We start from the raw sequence: 21,635 nt of genomic DNA, 5'->3' as shown, positions 1-21,635 counted from the left end.
TGTTTCGGTGGGGCGAGTTATTTGTCGCAAATAAACAACGCTTCGGTTATCCGCACACAACGTACACCATCCCTCATCACTACTAGACCAAGGTGGTACGGTCGATCTGCGCGATGGAGGTGACCCCGGTCAGGGTCATGGCCACGCGCATTTCCTTGGCGAAGATGTCCAGCAGGTTCTCTACCCCATGCTGGCCCTCGGCGGCCAGCGCATAGGCGGTGGCACGCCCTAGCAGGCACGCCTTGGCACCCAGGGCTAGCATGCGCACCACGTCGAGCCCGGAGCGAATGCCCGAGTCCACCAGCACGGTCAGGTCATCGCCTACCGCTTCGGCAATCGGCGGCAACGCCTTGGCCGTGGAGAGCACCCCGTCGAGCTGGCGGCCGCCATGGTTGGAGACCACGATGCCGTCGGCCCCGAAACTCACCGCGTCCTTGGCGTCCTGCGGGTCGAGGATGCCCTTGATGATCATCGGGCCTTTCCAGAATTCGCGGATCCATTCCAGGTCTTTCCAACTGATCGACGGGTCGAAGTTGTTGGCCAGCCAGCCAATGTAGTCCTCCAGGTGGGTGGGTTTGCCCAGATATTTGGAGATATTGCCCAAGTCGTGGGGGCGGCCCATCAAGCCCACATCGAAGGCCCATTGCGGCTTGGTCACTGCCTGCAACATGCGCCGCTGCGCCGCGTAGGGGCCGGACATACCGGAGTGAGCGTCACGGTAGCGTGCGCCCGGTGTCGGCATGTCAACGGTGAACACCAGCGTTGTCACCCCGGCGGCCTGCGCCCGCTCCAGGGCGTTGCGCATGAAGCCGCGATCCTTGAGCACATACAGCTGGAACCAGATGGACTGCGGGCTTTGCGAGGCCACTTCCTCAATCGAACACACCGACACTGTCGACAGGCAAAAAGGGATGTTTTTGTTGGCCGCCGCCTTGGCTGCTTGCACTTCACCGCGTCGCGCATACATGCCGGTCAGCCCGACGGGGCTGAGGATGACCGGCATCGCCAGTTCCGTGCCGAACAAATGGGTGCTCAGGCTCAGGTTGTCGACATTGCGCAGGATGCGTTGGCGCAGGCTGATCTCGGCCAGGTCCGAACTGTTGGCGCGCAGCGTGTGCTCGGCGTAGGCGCCGCCGTCGATGTAATCGAACAGAAAGCGCGGCAACTTGCGCTTGGCCGCAGCGCGGTAGTCGGAAGCGGACGAGATGATCATCGACGGTGTCTCCACAGGGCAAAGTGCTACACCCTAAGCAAAGTTATGCCATGATGAAAACAACTTTTATCACTGCCATCCAGTCGTTACAGGAATACTGATGAACCTACGAACACTGCGTGCGTTTGTCGAAGTGGTGCGCCAGGGTGGGTTCTCCCAGGCGGCCGAAGTGGTTGCCCTGACCCAGTCCACCGTCAGCAAAGCGGTCAAGACCCTTGAGGACGAATTAGGCATGCCGCTGCTCAATCGCCTTGGCCACAAGAACGAACTCACCGCCGCCGGCGAAATTGCCTACCGCCGCGCCTTGGTAATGCTCGCCGAACGCACCGACCTGATGGCTGAAATCAACGACCTGCGCGGTCTCAAGCGCGGCGTGCTGCGCATCGGTCTGCCGCCGGTAGGGTGCGGCGTGCTGTTCGCGGCCATGTTTGCCACTTACCGCAGCCGCTACCCGGGCATCGACATCGAACTGACCGAATACGGCAGTAAAAGGCTGCGCGAATGCCTGGAAGCGGGGGAGGTTGACCTCGCCGCCTTGCTGCTACCGGTTGATGAAGGCTTCGACTACCAACCGGTGCGCAACGAGCCATTGATCGCCGTGTTGCCCATGGGCCACCCATTGGCCCGGCGCAAGCGCATCGACTTCACCGACCTGGCCGACTCGCCGTTCATCCTGTTCGAAGCCGGCTTTGCCCTCAACGCCAAGATCCTCAGCGCCTGCGAACGTAAAGGCGTGACACCTAAAGTCACCGCTCGCAGTGGGCAAATAGACTTTATCGTCGACCTGGTCACCGCCGGGCTGGGCGTCGCCTTCCTGCCCCGGATGCTGGCGCACAAACACCAACACCCCGGCATCGCCTTGATCCCCCTGGACGAGCCCCACACCGATTGGCACATCGCCCTGGCCTGGCGCGCCAGCGCCCACCTGCCACCGGCAGCGCGGGCCTGGTTGGAACTGGCCAGGGAACCGTCGTATTCAAGCGAACAGGGGGACGATTTGCGGAAAATATCTGAGGACGCTTGACTTCTTCTTTTTAATCAGTAACATACGGCGCATTCCGCGATAGCTCAGTTGGTAGAGCAAATGACTGTTAATCATTGGGTCCCTGGTTCGAGTCCAGGTCGTGGAGCCAGATAGAGAAAAGCCTGCAGAGATGCAGGCTTTTTTTTGCTTGGGAGTTGACCCAGCAATCCAGACGCTTAGCGCGCTTCCTATGACGCCATCAATGGGCATGATCCGTATGCTTATTTGAAGGACGTGCTCACGCGCCTGTCGTCGCAGCGGGCGAGTGAGATTGAAGCGGCTGGGTCCTACGCGATTTTGATTACTACCTTACCAAAGGCGCCTCTGGCCAGATGTTCGTACGCTTCGCGTGCTTGATCGAATGGATACACGTGGTCGATTACCGGGCGAATCTTGTGCTCGTTCAAGAATTCGTTCATTCGGTCAAATGACGAGCGTGGAGCAACGGCTATGCCGCGAATCGTTGTTTGCCGGAAAATCATAGGCATCAGGTTCAAGGCGGAGGTCTGGCCTGTCAGAAAGCCGATCTGTGCAATACGTCCACCTGCCTTTGTCGCAGCAATCGATTGGTTGATGCCGTCCCCGCCCGCCACATCCAGCAGCAGATCCACTCCCTTGCCGTCAGTGAGCTTCAGAACTTCCTCTGCCCACTCAGGGGTGGTGCGATAATTCACACCCGCAACCGCGCCCAGTTTTTTTACAGCTTCCAGATTGTCATCACGGCTGGAGGTGACGATAACCTTGGCTCCCAAAGCGGTAGCAATTTGTGCTGCAAAAACAGAAACACCTCCAGAGCCCTGAACCAAAACGGTTTGGCCGGCCTCTATCTGGCCATAGTCGACGAGCGCATACCACGCCGTCAGAGCAGCAATTGGAAGGGTCGCTGCTTCCTCATCAGACATATTGTCGGGGGCACGTACTGCGCTGTCTTCATGGATGATCATGTATTGCGCCAGACCACCAGGCAATGGCGAGCCGAAACAGTAGTTGGGTTCATCTGGCCCAGGCATGCCGTCCAACCAACGGGAGTAGAGGTGTGAGTTGACCCGATCTCCGATAGCAAAGCGGCTGACACCTTCACCTACTGCCACGACAGTTCCCGCCGCATCGCTGACGGGGATCAGCGGCTTGGGCACCATGTGAGGTTCATAGATGCCGTCAACGATGGCCTTGTCCCGGAAATTGAGTGATACAGCGCCTACTTTAACCAGCAGCTCACCCGCTCGGGGCACGGGGGTTTCCGTTTCGCCCTGCACGAGATTATCCAAGCCGAAATCTTTTAGAAGCCACGCTTTCATTTTCTGTCTCCAACAATTTTGAATGTGCAGGGGAGCAAAGCTCCTCCTTTACGCTGAGGACATTGTTAAGGTTTCGCGGCCCTAGATAAATGTGCAGAAACGAACAGGATTGTTATCCTGATCAGCAATAATCATCCCGTTAACACGCTTCCCGAGAAGAGACTTATGGAGCTTCTACAGTCGATGCAAGTATTCGCCAAGCTAGCGGAGTTGGGGAGCTTCACCAAAGTCGCTGAGGCAATGCAGGCCGGGCGACCGCACGTCACACGCACCATTCAGGATCTGGAAGCCTCGCTGGGTGTCCGTCTGTTCCAGCGCACTACGCGTAAAGTAAAACTGACTGCTGAGGGAGAGCGGTTTTACGAACGCGTCAAAGAGATTTTAGCAACCATCGCAGAAACCACTTCCATGTTCGACCGTAGTGGATCGACGTTGCGAGGGCGGCTTCGAATTGACATCCCTACTGCATTTTCCCAGCACAGCTTCATGGAAAGCCTTAGGAGGTTTACCGAGGCATTTCCCGAAATCGAGCTTGTGCTAGGCGTGACCGACCGTACGGTAGATCTCGTAGCCGAGGGCATCGACTGTGTATTGCGAATGGGTGAACTTCCGGATTCAAGCATGGTGGCTAGAGAAATTGGCACCGCCACCATGGTGACCTGTGCGTCTGCAGGTTATCTCCAAGCCTGCGGTGCACCCATAACCCTACAAGATCTAGTAGACCACCAATGTGTCAGCTTCCTTTCCGGTCAAAATAACAGACCGCTGCCTTGGCACTTCTCGGTAGACGGCGAAGATCGTCCACATACGCCTCGGCGTGGAATCACCGTGAATGAGTCGAATGCCTACGTTCAATGCGGTGTTGCAGGCTTCGGCATTGTTCAAGCGCCTGGAATCGCCGTTGAGACATTCCTCGCAAGCGGAGAACTGATCGAAGTGCTCAAGGCATTTCGTCCAAAGCCTCGCCTGGTTTCCGTGCTTTATCCAAGCAGAACGCATCTTGCGCCTCAGGTCGAGGCATTTGTGGATTGGCTGAAGGAACATTTTCCGGTGCTACACCCCAACTGGTTCACAGCGCACTAACCATTGTTTTGTAGTGGGGCTAGTCGTAACTGGCCAATGTTGATTTTGTCCGAGTCTGGCCCCCTAGCTTCCTGAGGGCGGCAGGGCGTCAGTTCTCCATAGGCGTAGGAACACCCATTCACCTGGTGCTAGCGAATGTGGCCGCGGGAATATCAACGGCCTTTAATAATTCACTATTATGAGAACTATGATCAGTGCATAGGTGTAGACGCTAACTCAAAACCACCATTGATAACGAACTGAACGCCCATACAAACCAGTAGAAAACCAACGACTCGGGAAATTGCATCGATTCCTGACTCACCAAGCACTTTCATGATTCGCCCCGAACATCGTAAAGCTATCCAGAAAATAAGCGCAGTAATAATGAATACGGTTGCGGCTGCAAGGTGAATGACGAGTGGCAGGGTCTGGTAGGTCGACTGCAGGGTAGAGGCGGAGCTGATAAGCAACGCTATCGTGCCGGGGCCTGCTGCACCAGGAAGAGCTAAAGGTACAAATGACAGATCGCGGAAATGTGGGGTTGATTTCTCTTTCTCTGAAAGGAAATCTTTCTGAACCTCTGTTTCGTCAGGTGTCGTTGCTGGAAAAAGCATGGCGAAACCGATGTAGGTAACGATCAGGCCTCCGGCTATTCTCAAGCCGGGGACAGATATTCCGAATACCTGCATTACCAGGCTGCCTCCGTAGAAGCTGACAAACATAATCAGAGCTACATATAAGCTTGCCTTCAGGATTTGCCGGTTACGCTCTACTGTAGGCAGCTTTCCTCCAAGGCCTAGTAAAAGGGAGATGCTAGTTAGAGGATTGGCCATAGGAAGCAGGGCCAATAGTCCGACAAGAACATGATGAAAGTAATTGCCCATAGTGTTTTTACTCGGTTATGCAACGAATAGGAGGCTATAAGATTATTAAGGTCGTACGTCATCTGCCCTAACGAACCGATATCAAGTCAGGACTCAATCGGGAAAGTATTTTTTTGCCTCTTCCGTGGTATAGCGCAGAAAGATCTGCACCGCCTGCGGAATCAAGCGTCGTGACAGTAGAAAAGCATACAGCGACATGTTCTGGAGGGTATAGCCAGGTAAAATACGTACCAGTTTTCCGCTCTCAACGGCCTCATTGGCGCTGGGCAAATTGAACTGCGCGATGCCAAGTCCGCGCAGAGTAAGATCCATGCGCGCATCGTTCGGTGTGGCAAGCAGGATGGCTTGCACCGGCATCAGGTGTTTATGTCCTTGGGGGTCGATGAGCTCCCACTCGGGTTCTCCCTGACGCCCAAGGCAGGGCCATTGCAGGAGATCGTCCGGTACACGGGGAGGTTTCCTGCCGGCCAGTAACAGGGGAGAAGCGAATAACCCTTGTGGCATTGAACAGATTGGCCGAGCAACCAGCGACTTGTTAATCACTTCGGCGCGGCGATGACTGAAGTAGACATCCACTGGCTCTTCAATGGGGTTTGGCACGCGTGTGCTGGCCTCCACTTCAAAATGAATTTCGTGCTGTTCTTCCAGCATTCGAGCGATAGCCGGGTTGATAAACCAGTGCACAACCTCGGGCGATCCGACGACCCGGATACGTCCTCTAATTTTTCCATCATCCGACTTGATCGCGCTTTCAACCTCCTGAAGGCCTTCGAACAAGGGCGCGATTTCGCTATAGAGCCGCTCGCCCGGGTCCGTCAATCGCATAGAGGGCATCCGATTGAACAAGCGCAGACCCAGGTGCTCCTCCAGCCGGGTCACGGCGCGACTGATGCTTGAAGTGTTCTGCCCAAGCCGTTCAGCCGCACGGCTGAAGTTCAATGTTTGCGCGGCAACGAGGAAGGTGTGGTATTCGCTCCACATGGCGTTGCTTTTATGCAATGTATAGTTGCTCCATATGGCATGGATAAAATTAATAGACTAACACTATCATCACCAAGTCTGAGAGCCATTTAGCGTATAGGAGTTCAACTGTGACCTCGATAAATCGTATTTTTGCCAGCCTAGTTGCCTTGATGGGGCTGGGGCTATTGTTAGGTGGAGCTTACCTCTTAACCCTTGGCGGATCGTTTTATTACGTGCTGGCCGGATGGGCCTATCTGAGCGCTGGCGTCATGCTTTGGCGTAGGCAAGTTTGTGGAGTATGGCTGCTGGTAGCGGTTGCCGTGCTGAGTGTTCCGTGGGCGCTCTGGGAGTCAGGCACGTTCTATTGGGCGCTGTTTCCACGCCTGCTCGTACCGGCAGCGATGGCGAGCATCGGCTTGCTCCTGTTATCCACTTGGTCGCCTGCGGACTCCCGGCGCCGGATACGCGGCCTGGGTGTACTAGCGCTATTAGGGACGGCTGTGTTCTTTGGGTTTGCCTTTACTCCACATGGTGTCGTCTCGCCTGTCTCGGGCACACCTTTTACTGCAGCAGCCACAAACACCACGCCTTCAAATTGGTCCGCATATGGCCGAACCACTGCGGGTACGCGCTACGCGCCCTTTACGCAGATCAACCGTGACAACGTTCAGGACCTGAAAGTGGCCTGGACCTATCGTACCGGCGCGAAGATCCAGTTGGACAAGGGCGCCGTGGATTCGAACACCCCATTGCAAATTGAAGATACGTTGTTCACTTGCACACCCGATGATCGCATTGCTGCCATCGATGCAGATACGGGGGTAGAACGTTGGAAATTCGATACCCATAGTGCATCTCCTATCTGGAACCGTTGCCGCGGCCTGGGTTACTACAAGCTCAAGGAGGCGCCGGCTGATGGCGTCTGTGCGGAACGAATCGTCAATTCCACCATCGATGCGCGCCTGATCGAACTAGATGCCAAGACCGGCAAGCAGTGCCCAGGTTTTGGCAGCGACGGCGTCGTCGACCTGAAGCAGGGCATGGGCGACGTTAAGCCTGGGTTCTACTTTCAGACTTCCGCGCCGCTGGTGGCGCGCGACTACATTATTATCAGTGGCTGGGTAGTTGATAACTACAGCCGCGGTGAGCCGTCAGGCGTGATCCGCGCCTTTGATGCCCGCACCGGCGCACTGGCATGGGCGTGGGACCTGGGCAACCCGGACATAACCGGCTTGCCACCGGCGGGGCAGACCTACACGCCCGGCACGCCCAACATGTGGACCGCCGCTGCCTATGACGACCAGTTGGGTCTTATCTATGCGCCGCTGGGAAATGCCACGCCGGACTTTTTCGGCATGGAGCGACCACCGCACTCGGATGAATACAACTCTTCCCTTGTCGCCCTCGATATCATGACGGGCCGCCCGAAATGGAAATTCCAGACCGTCCATCACGACATCTGGGACTACGACTTGCCTTCTCAACCCGCGCTGGTCGATTTGCCTGACGGCCAAGGCGGAACCATCCCCGGGGTATTGCAAACCACCAAGCGTGGCCAGCTTTTCCTGCTAAATCGCGCCACCGGGGAGCCGATTGCGGACGTCGTCGAAAAGCCCGTGCCTACGGCCGGTGCGGTACCTGAAGAAAAGCTTTCGTCTACACAGCCTTATTCGGTAGGGATGCCGACTATCGGTGCCGAACACCTCACCGAGAAGAAGATGTGGGGGGCAACCATGTTCGACCAACTCATGTGCCGCATCATGTTCAAGCAACTGCGCTACGAGGGCGACTTCACGCCGATCGGTCTGACCAAGGCGCTGGATCAGCCCGGCAATATCGGAGGATTCAACTGGGGTAGCGTTTCCTACGACCCCGTTAATCATCTGGCTTACATGAACGATATCCGGGTGCCGAACATCTTTTGGCTGATGCCTCGTGATGAATTCAATACTTGGACAAAAACCCACCAGATCGAGGTGAGCGGACATGGGCCGTCACCGCAGTTGAAAACACCTTACGGTCAAGCCATTTATATCTGGATGTCATCCCTAGGGGTTCCGTGCAACCAGCCGCCCTATGGGACCGTCACGGCGGTCGATCTGAATACGCACAAGGTGGCCTGGCAAGTGCCGGCTGGCACCACAGAGCAATTGGGGCCACTGGGTATCGCATCACACCTGCCCATGCCCATGGGCATGCCAACTTATGCAGGAACGATGACCACGGCAGGCGGCCTAGTATTCTTTGCCGGTTATCAGGACTACTACATCCGGGCATACGACGGGCAAAGTGGCAAACTCGTCTGGGAACATGAATTACCGGTCGGCGCCAGCGCCACGCCGATCTCCTACGTCTCGCCGACGACGGGCAAACAGTACGTTGTCATTTCCGTAGGCGGGGCAGCGCATTCTCCCGACACCGGTGACTATGTAATGGCCTTCAGCCTTCCGACATCCCAACCGTGAAGCATCTGCAGCGACAGCAAAAGAAGGCGTTACCTGTACATGGCCAGCGTTGAATACGTGTTCAAAGCTGACGAGAAACCGGCGATGGCGGGCAGTCCTTATAAGCCCAGGCTGTCGCCGGCCAGGCGTGGCATATATTTTGTCGTAGGCTTATTCCTCGGGACCTGCACGACGCTGTGCAACGGCCTGGTGGCGAGCAATCTAGGCGTAATCTCTGGCTCTATTGGCGAGTACACGGCTCAGGTCTCGTGGTTGGTGGCAGTTTTTTTGGCGATCAATGCCAGCGCCAACCTGACCTTGGTCAAGGCCCGGATGCAGTTCGGAATCCCTTTGGTCACGGCAAGCATTGTCGGTACCTACATCGCTGCCTGTGTGCTGCAGTTACTGTGGCCCACTTTGACAACTGCGGTCATTGCCACGGCGATCAACGGCTTGATGTGCGCGACGTTGATCGCCTTGAGTACCTATTATCTGATGCAGGCCATAGCCCCATCGGCCCAGCCGATGGCCCTGATTATCAGCGTAGGGCTTACCCAGATAGGATCGCCGGTGGCGCGCATGATTCCCGTGGAATTTCTCGCCTCGGAACATTGGCTGGGGCTGCACTTGTTGAATCTAGGCATTGGTATGGCGGTGTTGGGTGTGACGTTGGCGGTGCCTTTGCCACGCAGTGATAGGGCCAGCGTGTTTGCTGCCTCGGACGCAGTGGTGATTGTATTGCTGGTTTCATCCTTCCTGCTGTTTGCCGGTGTGCTTGGCCTCGGCCGGAGCTATTGGTGGACCGACGCGCCCTTTCTCGGCTGGATGCTGGTGGCGGCTATCTCGTTGCTGGTGACGGTGGTGTTCATTGAACGACGTCGGCGTCAGCCGCTGTTGCAATTGGAATGGCTGGGCAGTTTCGACTTGATGCGTTTTGTTGCGATTGCGCTGCTGGTTCGGCTATCGCTGGCCGAGCAGACTTTCGGCTCGGTAGGTTTGCTATCAATGGGCGGGCTCAATAACGATCAGTTGCGTGTCCTGTTTGCGTGCGTACTGGTGTCGATGCTGATGGGGATCGTCGTCGCTTGCCTGACGTTGTCGCCCAAACGTATCCCCTGGCAGGTCATGGTCGCGGCGTTGTTTATCGCAACGGGAGCGTATCTGGACTCGCAATCCACCAGCCTCACGCGTGCGCCGCAACTGTACCTGAGCCAGTGTTTGATTGGGTTCGGTGCGACGCTGTTCATCGGGCCTGCCTTGATCTTTGGCTTTCTCAAACTGTTCGCGAAGGGACCTCAGTACATGATCACGCTCGTGGTCCTGTACGGGGCGAGCCAGAGTATCGGCAGCCTGGCAGGGTCGGCTGTAATGGGCAGCTACGAGTTCATCAGAACCCAGTCCCATATCGCTAGCCTGGCGGACAGTGCGCCGATCACCAATCCCCTTGTCGTAGCGCGCCTCGGCATTGGCGAGGCGTTGCTTTCGAGTCATATAGCCGACCCGGAACAGCGCCAGAAACAGAGCAGCAAGCTGCTAGGACAAGCGTTGCAGCAACAGGCTAGCGTACTGGCATTCAATGACGTCTTTCGCATCGTGTCAGTGCTGGCTTTTGGCACCGCGATGTATGTGTTTTATCTGCAGATGTCGGCTTTTTTCCTCTCGCGCATCCGTCGCGAGCCTGAGAACGTAAATGACTGATTCCATGACTGTTCCATCGGATGTTGAACACACTGCTTCTCATTGGTCGCCCCCGCCCCGGGGCCGTTTGCAAGGCATCATCATGGTGCTGGCTGCGATTGGCGTTATTACGATCGTCCTGTACATCTGGAAGTTGCCGCCTTTTGACGCAGGTCTGCAACAGACAGATAACGCCTATGTGAGGGGGCGAACCACGGTGATTGCCCCTCAGGTCAGCGGCTATATCGTCCAGGTGGCCGGGCAAGATTTCGCGCAGGTCAAGCGAGGCGAGGTCCTTGTGCGTATTGACGATGAGGTCTATCAGGCGCAGGTAGATGAGGCGACGGCCAATCTTGGCGTCGCCAATGCCGACCTCTCCAACAACCAGCAGGCGCACGCTGCTCGCATGGCGGGCATCGAGAGTCATGTTGCAGCTATGGCCGGTGCGCAGGCGCGCTTATTGCGTGCCCGCGCTGACATGCAGCGCGCAAACGCGTTGGTCATGGATGGCGCCATTTCTACGCGCGAGCGCGACCAGGCACGAGCCGATTTCAGTCAAGCCCAGGCCGAGGTACAGCAGGCGGGTGCGCAAGAGTCGATTGCTCGGGAGGAGTTGCGTACCGTGGATGTCGGCCGTGAAGGTCTGGAAGCCCAGGTGCGGGTGGCACAGGCAAAACTGCGTGCGGCTCAGATTGATCTTAATCACACGGTCATCCAGGCGCCGGAGGATGGCGTGCTCGGAGAAGTGGGCGTGCGGTTGGGCCAATTCGTGACCCACGGCACACAATTGATGTCGGTAGTGCCCGCTGATCACTGGATAGTCGCGAACTACAAGGAGGCGCAGACTAAGGCTATTGCGCCCGGCCAGATCGCGACGCTCAGGATTGATGCGTTAGGAGGGGCGACGCTAACGGGGCATGTCGAGCGGCTCTCACCAGCGACGGGCTCGGAATTCGCGGTGCTCAAGCCGGACAATGCAACGGGCAATTTCGTCAAGGTACCGCAGCGTATCGGGGTGCGCATATCTGTTGATCCGGACCAGCCTTTCGAGTCTTCGCTGCGCCCGGGCATGTCGGTTGAGGTCGATGTCGATACGCGTCATCGGTGAGGAGGCGGGTAGTGGGCCATCAGCATTCAGTTGCTGTTGAGAGCCCCCTGGAGCGTATGGACAGGTAGTGGGTCCCAGGTCCGGCTTTCCCGTAGGGCACACGTGCCCCGTAATCTGAGGGTGCTTTACTTTGCCACGACGTTGTCCCGTGTAAAAATATGCGAGCGTGCCGAGGTTGAGAGCGTTTCAAGATTGGCTATTCGAGGAGGTTCATGCGGCTTAGGGCATGCACACGAAATCGGCAATCACATCGGTAGCTCAGTTCAGCGTTCGGCGAACGCTGTCTTATGAGGTGTGACTAATTTATGATGCCAGGATGATAAATTTGGATGCAGCATCATGAGTACACGTTCAGACCTTTTGACCAGCGCCGAGGTTCTGCTGCGCACGAAAGGCTATGCGGCCTTCAGCTATGCCGACCTTGCGGACGACATCGGCATTAAAAAGGCGAGTATTCATCATCACTTCCCCACCAAGGAAGGCTTGGCAATTGCCATCGTCGAGAGCTACCTGTTCCGGTTTAAAAAGCAGCTGGACGCTATCAATGATGAACACGTCAGTGTTGTCGACCGGCTGAATGCCTTCGCCTTGATGTTCGCTCACAGCAGCCTGAACGGGATGCTTCCACTCTGTGGAGCCTTGGCCGCAGAGCTTATGGCCCTGCCTGAAAGCCTCAAAGAAGTGACAAAGGAATTCTTTGAGATCCATCTCACTTGGCTCCAAGAAAATATTAAGCAGGGTCAAGATCGAGGAGAGCTTAAAGCCGAACTGGATGTAATCAGGGTTTCAAGGTTCATATTGAACACTTTAGAAGGTGCGAGCTTTGTTTCTTGGGCGATGAGCGATGATTACGAGAGATCTTCGGGATTTGATTTGATTTTATCTACCCTTCGTCACTAAAGACGTAGCAATTACGTTTATCGACTCTACCGCTGCACTCTCTGCCCGGGGGCGTCTTTCATCGCTGTATCTTTGGTACATATTCCAATAGTCTCCCGACTTGATCGCCTGCCAAGAGCAGGCGGCCTTGAATTATTTGATTCGGGGTCGCGAGCCAATCTACGCTGTTTTAATTAGCGCAGACTAAAACCACCAGATAGATCACTCGGTATTATCTGGTGTGCGGTAGATTTGCATCCAATAACGGGGAGGTTTGCTTGTAGGCGGCGCTTTTTCCTGACCGCGAATTGTACAGTATCGCCCATGTTTAGCGGCGACCGCGCTCTTGGCTGCGTTCAAAGTGACCTCTTGAAACGAAGCTCCATCTCGTCCCAATACGTGGCCTGGGGCATAAACAGCGATAAACCTCCTTGATTTTATATCTATGCGGAGACGGTCTTGTGCCATCAATTCGTACAGTTATATAAAACAAACCTGATGCTTAGAGCTGTGAGATGACCTGTGCTGGCGTCACTCTCGGAGTGATTCTGTCGGTCACGACTCCCACTGTGTTGTCATCAATATTCCCAAATCCTCTATGCAGCCTAGCTTTTCGAAGCTGTTGGTATCGTCATCTTCCTTGTAAGCCAACCTACTACTTGGTAGGCTTGTTTCTCTTCCGGTCGAATCGTCCGGCTTATCTGAAGAGGAACGTCCAATGAGCAGCAATCTGAATGGTATCGATGTCGCCGCACTCCAGAATTTCGCCGAAGGCGTTGCTGGTGATGCGACTAAGCGCCACGCAAGCTTCAACGTTAAGACTGCTTGGAAGGGTCAGACCCGTTCTGTAGCCAAAGTCAGCCGTTACAGCTTGGCTGGTGAAACCTATTCCCGCGATTTTGAAATTGCAGCCGATGAGCCGAATGAATTGCTTGGCGAGAACACCGCGCCCAACCCTCAGGAGCTGCTGATGGCTGCTCTCAACGCCTGCATGTCGGTCGGCTATGCCGCCAATGCCGCGATGATGGGCATCAAGATTCACAGCCTGGAGATCGAGACTGACGGCACCCTCGACCTGCGCGGTTTCCTAGGCATCGACGAAAGCGTTAACCCAGGCTACGACGAGGTGAGTGTCGTCATTCGCCTGCAAACCGACGCCTCCCGTGAGCGTGTAGAGGAGCTGCACAACGTAGTGCTCAAGACTTCGGTCAACTACGCAAACTTCTCTAAAGCCATTCGCATGCTCCCTAAGCTCGAAGTCATCGAAGGCTAACCGTTCTGGCCATAGGTCAGCGCGGCACCTTGCCGCTGGCGACCTCTTACGAATCTAATACCGGAGTCTGTAATGAGCGATTTTTTTGCAGGTAAAAAACTGTTGGTTGTTGGCGGCACGAGCGGCATGGGCCTGGAAACAGCGCGCCAGTTTTTAAAGGCAGGTGGCAGCGTGGTTCTCACCGGCAGCAAACAGGATAAAGCCGATGCTGTGCGCGCCGAGCTGAGTCAGTTGGGGACCGTATCAGTGATCGTTGCCAACCTCATGACCGAGGAAGGGATGAATCATGTACGCAACGAAATCAATGCCAACCACAGTGACATCGGCTTCATGGTGAACTCTGCAGGCATATTCATTCCGAAGCCTTTCATCGAGCACGATGAGGCTGACTACGACATGTACTTGGATCTGAACCGCGCCACATTCTTTATCACGCAGGCCGTGGTCAAGAATATGCTTGCTGCCAAGCGCGAAGGCTCCATTGTTAACGTCGGTTCGATTGGCGCGCAGGCCGCGCTGGCCGGCTCTCCAGCAACCGCTTATTCGATGGCCAAGGCGGGCCTGCACGCAGTCACCCGAAACCTGGCAATTGAATTGGCTCCCTCAGGTATCCGAGTCAATGCCGTTTCGCCAGGCATCGTTCACACCTCGATCTATGAAGGTTTCATGGATAAGGACGCGATCCCGGATGCGATGAAGTCGCTGAACGACTTCCACCCACTGGGTCGAGTCGGTGTTCCTGAAGACGTCGCCAACACCATCCTCTTCTTACTCTCCGATAAAACCTCCTGGGTGACTGGTGCTATCTGGGACGTCGATGCAGGGGTGATGGCGGTGCGTGCCTAAACACCGAGGCAAGCTCTGCGTGTAGCGCCTCTCATTGGGGCGCTCTGCAGCACGCCGCTCCGGTGACAAGGGTGCTGGTTGTAGGAGTTTCAAGTGTCCATCAAAAGCCGCGCTGCTGAGCTACGCGGAAACCGCTCACAGGCTTTTTCCCGACTTTTTGTGATCAGCGCGAATGAGGGGCTGCTGCCGTTATGCGGCGCCTTGGCGGCGCAAATCGCTGCGTTGCCTTTGTCGCTCCAAGGGCTCACAAGGGAATTCTTCAATTCGCAGCTCACTTGGCTCCAAAGCACCCTCAATGACGCCGTCCGGCAGCACAGCTGATCGCTGGGAACATCTGTTGAGCACTTCGCTTTCATGCTTCTGAGCATGTTGGAGGGAGCAAGCCTCATTGATTGGACATTGGGTCGCTCAGCCGACCCGTTGGCTGGCTTTAACCATTTGCTTGAAATGGCCGCAATGCAATCTTCACTTCTCCGTGCAGGATAAAATATGCAAACCCCTTCGAAAAAATATGTAGTCGATATCTGGTCTGATTATGTGTGTCCCTGGTGCTGGATTGCCAAGCGTCGTTTTGAAAAAGCACTCGAAAACTTACCGCAGAAGGACGATGTACAGGTCAACATTCGGGCCTATCGACTGGCTGCAAATCACGCCCCTGAACCGATGATCGCGGCACTGAAACGTAAACTCGGCAACCCAGACTCCGCAGCGGCGATGATGAGTACGGTCAGTAAATATGGCCAGGCTGACGGGCTGGATTATCGCTTCGACACCATGATGTTTGGTGACACAGCGGATGCTCATATCCTGGTGAAAGCAGTTGAAGACACGACAGTGAAAAAGCGCCTTGTTGAGGCGCTGTACGAGCAAAGTACCAGTCACGGCAAGTCGCTTTTTGATCGCGTCAATTTGGAGGCGATTGCGAAGGAGGCAGGTGTGCCCGATGAATCAATTCAGTTGGCGCGGTCATCCGTGGAGCTGCGTGTTGAGATGCTAGAGGACGAGCATTTCGCAGCCCAACTGGGTTCCGGCGTGCCACTTTTTGTCTTCAACAACGCGTTCTCGGTGTCAGGTGCTCAGCCAGAAGCGATCTTTCTTGAAGCGCTGGATCAAATGGTTGCTAAAGCGAGAACCGGGGATAGCTCATTGATGGGTCAAGTCTGCGGCATTGATGGCTGCGAAATTTGATGGACAACGGAACGGGGGTACTCAGAAGGTGCCCCCTTTTCCTTAACACAACATGTGAGATCCCAATGAGCCGTATCGTTGAATTGAGCGCTCCCCAATTTGCCCGCTTCGTAGCCAAAGGAAGCAGTGTCGTAATGTTCTCAGCCTCTTGGTGCAAACCCTGTAAAGAAATGAAGCCAATCTTCATTGAGCTGGAGGAAAAGCTCCACTCTCTAGCAGTTTTTGGGAAGATCGATATCGCGGCGTCTCCGACAATCGCGCAGATGTACGGCATCCGCTCTGTGCCGTCGTTGGCGGTGTTTCATGAAGGCCGACTGTTGAAAGTCTTCGCTGGGTCTAAATCGGTCTCGGCCTTGAAAAAAGCAATCATCACTGAGCTGGAAGATGTTAGCTAACCAAGCATCCCTCCGCGACCTATAAGCCAAATCAGCTACCTGTCTCCCTATGCGCAAGGCTCACTTTTCCTGGGCCAGCATCACTTGGATGAGCGCGGTCTTCATTGAATATTTCCGTTAGTAAAGCGTTGGCTCGTTTGTAAGCGTCATACTTGAATTCGGTATCGTCCTGGGCCTGAGCGGCCATCTCCTCTAGCATCTCCAAACTCAGGCGGCGGAATCGATCCGCACGCTCACGAGCTTCGTAGCGTCCTATCCCGAGTTGCTCCAAAACCCCGGCGCCCGAGGGGCAATGCGCTTTCAAATGTTTCTCGCTCGACTTCTTCCACACCCATCTGACGTAGGGTAATGATGTGCCCCATAGCTATACCAGTACAGCGGGTGTTGCAGAGCGAGGAGATCCGCCTGTTCCACCGCTCTCTGCTCAGCTTGAACGTCGATATTGAAACCGGGGTAGAGGTCGTACAGCGAACGGATTGCGACAGCGGGATTGCTGGCTGCCAGATTGAGCATCAACATGTTGACGTTGGATTTGTCAGGGTAAGGATGGGCGTAAATGATCAGAATCACGGAGTAGTCCCCACAAACCTGGCGTTCTCCAAGAACGGAAAAGCTCCCTGTTCGTTGAGCATGGCCGCACTCAAATAACAGGAAGCTAATGATCTGAAGGTGAAGCCTTACTCGCCGGCTTGCAGCTTCAATACTTCTTGGGTGGTCACAGGTTTGCCACCAATACCCCAGTCTCCACTTTTTACCTCTTCGAAGATGACCCACGTGAGAGCGCGCATGTTTTCGCCTTCAACCGACACCATAGCGTCAGTCACTTTGCGAATCACCTCAGCTTTTTGCTCGTCGGAAAAAACGCCTTCAATCCCTTTGATAGTTACGAGTGGCATGGTGTTCTCCTAGATGTTTGTGAAGGAATATCAGGCTTTGGCCGCTGCGTATTCCGGATAGTCGGTGTAGCCCTTATCAATCGAACCGCTTACGCCGTAGTAGGTCGCGCGATCACCCTCGGCCAATGGCCAATTGTTCTGCATGCGCTCTACCAGATCAGGGTTGGCAATGTAGGCGGTGCCAAAGGCAATCAGATCTAGCTCGCCTTTGGCCAACTCAGACTCTGCAATCTCTTTGGTGAAGCCGCCCGCAGCCATCAAGGTGCCCTTGTACGCTTCACGGAATGCAGCGCCGAAACCTGGTGGCGTTTGCGCGGCGAGGATGGTCGGTTGGTAGTTCAGGTGAACAAATGCCAGCTCTCTTTCGTTGAGGGCAGCCGCCATACTCATCCAGGTTTCTTCTTCGCCTTCGTACACACCGAAGTCATACAGTCGACCAAACGGAGAGAAGCGAACGCCAATCTTCGATCCGCCGATTTCAGCAGCAATCGCATCAATGGTCTCCAGCAGGAAGCGTTGGCGGTTCGCAATAGAGCCTCCGTACTGATCAGTACGAGTGTTCAGGGCGCTGCTCAGGAATTGGTCGAACAGGAAGCCGTTGGCTGCCATGATTTCGATACCGTCAAAGCCGGCGTCAATGGCCATCCTTGCGGACTTCACGAAGTCGGCGATGACGCGTTTCACTTCTTCAGTTTCCAGCGCACGTGGTGTGCTTGGCTGTACCGGGCCAGATTTACCGGGCTCGATCCAGGCATACACCGTGGTATCTACCGCAGGCACCGTGCCCGAGGAGACTGGCACCATGCCGTGTACCGAGGTGTGGGACATACGGCCTACGTGCCAGAGCTGCGCAAAAATCTTCCCGCCCTTGGCGTGCACCGCGTCAGTCACTTTGCGCCAGCCTGGTAAGTGCACATCTTCGTAAATGCCAGGGGTGTACAGATAGCCGCGAGCCTCATCGGAAATAGGCAGGCCTTCTGTGATCAGCAAGCCGGCGGAAGCTCGTTGCGCGTAGTAAAGCGCGTTGGATTCATTCGGAATGTTGTTCAAGGTTCGGGTGCGAGTCATTGGGGCCATGACAACACGGTTTTTCAGCGGAGTACCGGCCAGATCGTAAGGTGCGAACAGCGTATTCATAATTAATCTCGACGTCGTTGAAGGGGAAGAACATCGGCGTTTGAATTAGGACTTATCGAACGCGTCGAGTACGTGGGTGCTGTACACCAGCGCGGCACCGGCATTCATGTTGATAGCTACACCCAGTGCTTCGGCGACCTCTTCACTGGTTACACCGAGCTTCTTTGCTTCAGCGGCGTGAAATGCAATGCAGCCATCGCAGCGAGTCGTCACGGCCACTGCGAGGGAGATGAGTTCGCGAGTCTTGGCGTCTAGATGATGGGTTTTGCTTCCGGCGGCACCGAGAGCAGCCATACCCTTCATGGTTTCAGGTGACAAGCCATTCAGCTCTATCAAACGAGTGTTGATGTCTTTTCGGGTTTGCTTCCAGTCTTGCATGGGATTCTCACAGGGATGTCGTTGGTTGCAGATATTTAAGATCTGAAACAAAGCTACCATCCAGTTGGTAGGGTTTCAACGAGTCTGGGGTGATTTTTAATATCAATGCAATTTAATAGGCGGCTTTACGCTGTTTTTTTGGAAGGAGAGTTCGAGTGAGAAATATCGCTTAGCTAGCTGGAGGCTTGTTTAGCAACTCAACCATGCCATGCCACTGCGTTTTCTGGGTGACACCAGCTTCACTGATGCGACCGAGCAATTGGGGATTTTCAAAGGGCATCAGACCTTCATAGCTGACCACCACATAGCTGCGGCGGACAGGGTGGTGAATGGGCGTTGAGCGATCCAAAACACTGCAACGCAGAAAGAGCCAAATGGTTTCTTTCTAATGATGCGATGCAGCGTCTGCTCGAGATACTGGATCAGGGAAAAACCAAGCTTTCGAAATTAGGTTGACTGCAAAAAACGGAAGATTGGCTAAGCTCGCAATAGGTGATGCGTCAGGTTGGTCAGGAAGACACCCGTTGTAATACGTGCCGAATGAGAGCAATAGAAGTCCCGGTCATGGTTTGTCCCGCTCCTGCTTGTTTTTGCCGTCCTGTGGGCAGTGGGGAAGAAGGACACGCCTTCAGCCCCCGCACAGTCAGGCGTTCTGAGCGCGCCGAGTACGTTTGAGTCGACCTCTCCATCACCCTCAACGCCGGCCCCTGTCTCTGCGACTGAGCACTTTGTAAGCGCTGATAATCTCAATGTCCGGAATCAACCAAGCGGTAAGGTCGTCTCGAAGCTGAAGCGCGGGGAAAAGGTTCAGGCTTTCGAGACGCGCAACGATTGGGCACGCATCAGTATTGATGGTCAATCACCGAAGTGGCTTTCGTCAAAAAGCCTGTGCAGCGGGTCGGGCTGCTACTTCGTTTCGAAACGCAAACCAGTGACTCAGCCAGTACAGCCTGCTCGCCAACAGACTCCAGCTTACGGCTCCTCGTGCCCCTGTTCCTCTGGAAACGTGTGTATAGGGCCTAGGGGTGGTCGATACTGCATTACCTCTGGCGGTAACAAGCGGTATGGCGTATGAGCGATTACCGTCTGCTTTTCCTACAGCCCAATGAGTTACCCTGCTTTGACAAGCTAATCCAACGCGACTAACTTTCATGGCGTGATGCGTTCATGCGCTCGCGCTACACAGCGTTTCTATGTCTCTACCACGTTTTTCGTGGCACCGGTTTGACTAACAGGTAGCAAATGACTGTTAATCATTGGGTCCCTGGTTCGAGTCCAGGTCGTGGAGCCAGATAGAGAAAAGCCTGCAGAAATGCAGGCTTTTTTACAAAGTGTTTCAACTGCCTCTCCTTTTGAACTAAATTAGTCGCTCTGTTGCAGTGCTACTGCGGAAGCCAGATGAGCTCCCGTGAACCAAGAAGGTAGCGCGTCACATGGGTATTAGTGGCACGCTTTTAATCTCCACGGATTCGGTCTATCGCTGCCGTATAGTCGAAATCGACAGTGATGCCATCGATGACCGCATGCAGTCGTCGATGCGGATGACCAGGTACAACCCAGAACTCGCTCGCAGGACCGCTCTGCTTTGTTGTACCCCATATCAAGCTGAGTTTTTCGATCGCTACAGGGTGCGCGACTCGGCCGAATGGTTCTCCCGAAAGGTAGCGGCGTAACTTGGTCTTGAGCTCAAATCGAGAGGGATAGTGATGGCGGCCTAGGTTAATAGGACCGTCTCCTATTATTTTATCCATGGGTGTCTGGGGCGCGCTATGGAGCTCCTGGATCTCACGGTGTTCTCTTAAGCGATTCCAGACGGTGTACCCCCTCTCGACATAATGTTTGATCCACTTAGTCTCGGCTTCTAGCGCCGCCATTTTAGAGTCACAAAACTCAATAGCCTTGAATGCAGGTACTTGGCCCTTTGCCAGAATTTGCGCGATTTTCGCTGCGGCTCGTTTTGTTTTTTCATGTGCGGTTCTTAGGTGGGCTTGCTGACGACGAGCAAAATTTCCGGTCTCGCCAACATAAAATGGCTCCTCAGTCTCAGGGTCCACGATTGCGTAAACGATGATTCGTTTCGGACTGGTGCCGTCTAGCGCTTTTTGAAAGGGTACGTCGCTCGATGCAGCTCCTAAGATTTCAGAGTTAAAGTGGTAGATGGGAGAGTGGCAGGAGTGTGGATTGCGTGTGTTCTGCCGGTACCATTCTTCTGCGAGCTCAAGTGATCTGAAGGCTCGATGATCAGCGCCCGGAAAGTGATCGATAGCAAGGCGGGCACCGCCTTCCCATTTGTTGAAAATGCCCGTCTGGCGGCCATGCACCACTGCGTAAAAACGAGGTTTTTTTGCCATGAGGAGCAACCTTCTTCAGTCTTCTTCCCTGTTTTACGTATAGCTATTCGTCCATCCATTGCCCTTGGACGAAATAGATGCTGTCCGGTAAAGGCGGATCAGCACGATCGACGATACGATGGCGAGCCTTGCCCCTGCAATTGATACTTCCCATGAGCCGGAATTATGAGATTTGGCTGGACGATAATGTTTAATGCCTCGCTCCTGAAGTTCTAGGTCTGCTACTGAACTCCACCTTAAAAGAGCATGCCGCGCCTGTGGTGAATGGCTCTAGCCACTGCCATAGCGGCGTCCAGCTCGCTCATTCCATGCACATTCATCAGTCTGAATCGCTAAGCTTTCTCTTCTGGCCCAGTCATCGCCATCGCCAAGTAAAGGCTCGGCGGTACCGCCCGAAACAGCACCTCCGTGGAGTTCGACAGAATAACCCCCTCCGTGAGTTTCCCTGACTCCTTACGAGCTGAAAGCATCAGCGCTTTTTGAGCATCATTGAGTTCGCGGAACCGGGCGATTTTGTTGACCTCGTCAGGCGGCATGTCCAGACATATCCACCACTCAATCATGTTCAGCAACGGTTCTGCCGCTTTGAGTATTGGAGGGGCGGTTCAACGGTGAC

The 21,635-nt window shown here is 54.9% G+C and carries 19 protein-coding genes, 1 tRNA gene and 5 pseudogenes; 14 read left to right on the top strand and 11 right to left on the bottom strand.

All coding sequences use genetic code 11. The features are described from left to right. Positions 1-82 precede the first annotated feature (82 nt). Complete coding sequence (lldD, locus tag GH769_RS15985; RefSeq protein WP_014719250.1) at positions 83-1,213, bottom strand: FMN-dependent L-lactate dehydrogenase LldD; 1,131 nt, start codon at positions 1,211-1,213, stop codon at positions 83-85. Positions 1,214-1,313: 100 nt separating this feature from the next. On the opposite strand from lldD, the gene GH769_RS15980 reads away from it, so the two are divergent. The 3 genes and pseudogenes from GH769_RS15980 to GH769_RS29150 form a co-directional block, all read left to right on the top strand. Continuing rightward, the gene (locus tag GH769_RS15980; RefSeq protein WP_032903731.1) at positions 1,314-2,237 is read left to right on the top strand and encodes a LysR family transcriptional regulator; all 924 of its coding nucleotides are present in this window, start codon (positions 1,314-1,316) and stop codon (positions 2,235-2,237) included. Positions 2,238-2,270: 33 nt separating this feature from the next. Beyond that, positions 2,271-2,346: transfer RNA gene (locus GH769_RS15975), tRNA-Asn, on the top strand. Between the two features lie 89 nt (positions 2,347-2,435). Beyond that, positions 2,436-2,594: pseudogene (locus GH769_RS29150) on the top strand (transposase domain-containing protein); the annotation flags it as partial. Here GH769_RS29150 and GH769_RS15965 read toward each other — a convergent pair. Further along, complete coding sequence (locus GH769_RS15965) at positions 2,525-3,535, bottom strand: NAD(P)-dependent alcohol dehydrogenase (RefSeq protein ID WP_014719248.1); 1,011 nt, start codon at positions 3,533-3,535, stop codon at positions 2,525-2,527. The pseudogene GH769_RS29150 and the gene GH769_RS15965 overlap by 70 nt on opposite strands. A gap of 183 nt (positions 3,536-3,718) precedes the next feature. Here GH769_RS15965 and GH769_RS15960 point away from each other — a divergent pair, with 183 nt between their 5' ends. Beyond that, positions 3,719-4,618: a LysR family transcriptional regulator gene (locus GH769_RS15960; RefSeq protein WP_103452256.1), complete on the top strand. Its 900-nt coding sequence runs from the start codon at positions 3,719-3,721 to the stop codon at positions 4,616-4,618. 191 nt (positions 4,619-4,809) lie between these two features. Here the strand turns inward: GH769_RS15960 and GH769_RS15955 are convergent, their stop codons facing one another. Both GH769_RS15955 and GH769_RS15950 read right to left on the bottom strand, forming a co-directional pair. Next, on the bottom strand, positions 4,810-5,484 hold the full coding sequence (locus GH769_RS15955) for a MarC family NAAT transporter (RefSeq protein WP_019817582.1): 675 nt from the start codon (positions 5,482-5,484) through the stop codon (positions 4,810-4,812). Between the two features lie 93 nt (positions 5,485-5,577). Beyond that, positions 5,578-6,483 (bottom strand): LysR family transcriptional regulator, encoded by a 906-nt coding sequence (locus GH769_RS15950; protein ID WP_014719245.1) that lies wholly within the window; start codon positions 6,481-6,483, stop codon positions 5,578-5,580. Positions 6,484-6,575: 92 nt separating this feature from the next. Here GH769_RS15950 and GH769_RS15945 point away from each other — a divergent pair, with 92 nt between their 5' ends. From GH769_RS15945 to GH769_RS15905, 9 genes and pseudogenes are all read left to right on the top strand, one after another. Then, the gene (locus GH769_RS15945) at positions 6,576-8,912 is read left to right on the top strand and encodes a membrane-bound PQQ-dependent dehydrogenase, glucose/quinate/shikimate family (protein WP_103452254.1); all 2,337 of its coding nucleotides are present in this window, start codon (positions 6,576-6,578) and stop codon (positions 8,910-8,912) included. Positions 8,913-8,951: 39 nt separating this feature from the next. Then, complete coding sequence (locus GH769_RS15940) at positions 8,952-10,589, top strand: MFS transporter (protein ID WP_103452253.1); 1,638 nt, start codon at positions 8,952-8,954, stop codon at positions 10,587-10,589. Continuing rightward, positions 10,582-11,676, top strand: coding sequence for an HlyD family secretion protein (locus GH769_RS15935; RefSeq protein WP_103452252.1), 1,095 nt, complete (start codon positions 10,582-10,584; stop codon positions 11,674-11,676). The genes GH769_RS15940 and GH769_RS15935 overlap by 8 nt, the downstream gene beginning before the upstream one ends. A 339-nt stretch (positions 11,677-12,015) precedes the next feature. After that, positions 12,016-12,576, top strand: coding sequence for a TetR/AcrR family transcriptional regulator (locus GH769_RS15930; protein ID WP_014719241.1), 561 nt, complete (start codon positions 12,016-12,018; stop codon positions 12,574-12,576). Positions 12,577-13,273: 697 nt separating this feature from the next. Further along, positions 13,274-13,828: an OsmC family protein gene (locus GH769_RS15925; protein ID WP_014719240.1), complete on the top strand. Its 555-nt coding sequence runs from the start codon at positions 13,274-13,276 to the stop codon at positions 13,826-13,828. Between the two features lie 72 nt (positions 13,829-13,900). Beyond that, complete coding sequence (locus tag GH769_RS15920; protein WP_019817523.1) at positions 13,901-14,674, top strand: SDR family NAD(P)-dependent oxidoreductase; 774 nt, start codon at positions 13,901-13,903, stop codon at positions 14,672-14,674. 132 nt (positions 14,675-14,806) lie between these two features. Further along, positions 14,807-15,160, top strand: a pseudogene (locus GH769_RS29470) (TetR/AcrR family transcriptional regulator); the annotation flags it as partial. Positions 15,161-15,163: 3 nt separating this feature from the next. Further along, positions 15,164-15,862 carry a DsbA family oxidoreductase gene (locus GH769_RS15910; protein ID WP_014719238.1) on the top strand — a complete coding sequence of 233 codons (699 nt, stop codon included), beginning with the start codon at positions 15,164-15,166 and terminating at the stop codon, positions 15,860-15,862. A 65-nt stretch (positions 15,863-15,927) separates the two neighbouring features. Further along, positions 15,928-16,257 (top strand): co-chaperone YbbN, encoded by a 330-nt coding sequence (locus GH769_RS15905; RefSeq protein ID WP_103452251.1) that lies wholly within the window; start codon positions 15,928-15,930, stop codon positions 16,255-16,257. Positions 16,258-16,288: 31 nt separating this feature from the next. On the opposite strand, the pseudogene GH769_RS29140 reads toward GH769_RS15905, so the two are convergent. The 5 genes and pseudogenes from GH769_RS29140 to GH769_RS15880 all read right to left on the bottom strand — a co-directional run. After that, a pseudogene (locus GH769_RS29140) lies at positions 16,289-16,619 on the bottom strand (glutathione-regulated potassium-efflux system protein KefC); the annotation flags it as partial. Between the two features lies 1 nt (position 16,620). Continuing rightward, a pseudogene (locus tag GH769_RS15895) lies at positions 16,621-16,827 on the bottom strand (NAD(P)H-dependent oxidoreductase); the annotation flags it as partial. 107 nt (positions 16,828-16,934) lie between these two features. Next, the gene (locus GH769_RS15890; RefSeq protein ID WP_014719236.1) at positions 16,935-17,153 is read right to left on the bottom strand and encodes a 4-oxalocrotonate tautomerase family protein; all 219 of its coding nucleotides are present in this window, start codon (positions 17,151-17,153) and stop codon (positions 16,935-16,937) included. A gap of 30 nt (positions 17,154-17,183) precedes the next feature. Next, positions 17,184-18,290 (bottom strand): alkene reductase, encoded by a 1,107-nt coding sequence (locus GH769_RS15885; RefSeq protein ID WP_108538346.1) that lies wholly within the window; start codon positions 18,288-18,290, stop codon positions 17,184-17,186. Positions 18,291-18,335: 45 nt separating this feature from the next. Further along, positions 18,336-18,668 carry a carboxymuconolactone decarboxylase family protein gene (locus tag GH769_RS15880; RefSeq protein ID WP_014719234.1) on the bottom strand — a complete coding sequence of 111 codons (333 nt, stop codon included), beginning with the start codon at positions 18,666-18,668 and terminating at the stop codon, positions 18,336-18,338. A 607-nt stretch (positions 18,669-19,275) separates the two neighbouring features. On the opposite strand from GH769_RS15880, the gene GH769_RS15875 reads away from it, so the two are divergent. Then, positions 19,276-19,743, top strand: coding sequence for an SH3 domain-containing protein (locus GH769_RS15875; protein WP_256586539.1), 468 nt, complete (start codon positions 19,276-19,278; stop codon positions 19,741-19,743). A gap of 379 nt (positions 19,744-20,122) precedes the next feature. Here GH769_RS15875 and GH769_RS15870 read toward each other — a convergent pair whose 3' ends face one another. Together GH769_RS15870 and GH769_RS15865 are read right to left on the bottom strand one after the other, a co-directional pair. Then, positions 20,123-21,019 carry a viroplasmin family protein gene (locus tag GH769_RS15870; RefSeq protein WP_032903718.1) on the bottom strand — a complete coding sequence of 299 codons (897 nt, stop codon included), beginning with the start codon at positions 21,017-21,019 and terminating at the stop codon, positions 20,123-20,125. A gap of 236 nt (positions 21,020-21,255) precedes the next feature. Beyond that, positions 21,256-21,606 (bottom strand): annotated as a pseudogene (locus GH769_RS15865) (conjugative transfer ATPase); the annotation flags it as partial. Between the last annotated feature and the right edge of the window lie 29 nt (positions 21,607-21,635).

The sequence above is a fragment of the Pseudomonas sp. CFSAN084952 genome (assembly GCF_009648855.1).
In the GTDB taxonomy this organism is placed as follows: Bacteria; Pseudomonadota; Gammaproteobacteria; order Pseudomonadales; family Pseudomonadaceae; genus Aquipseudomonas; species Aquipseudomonas paracarnis.
Note: the sequence above shows the minus strand (reverse complement) of the source record. Positions and strands in the feature narration are given on the sequence as shown.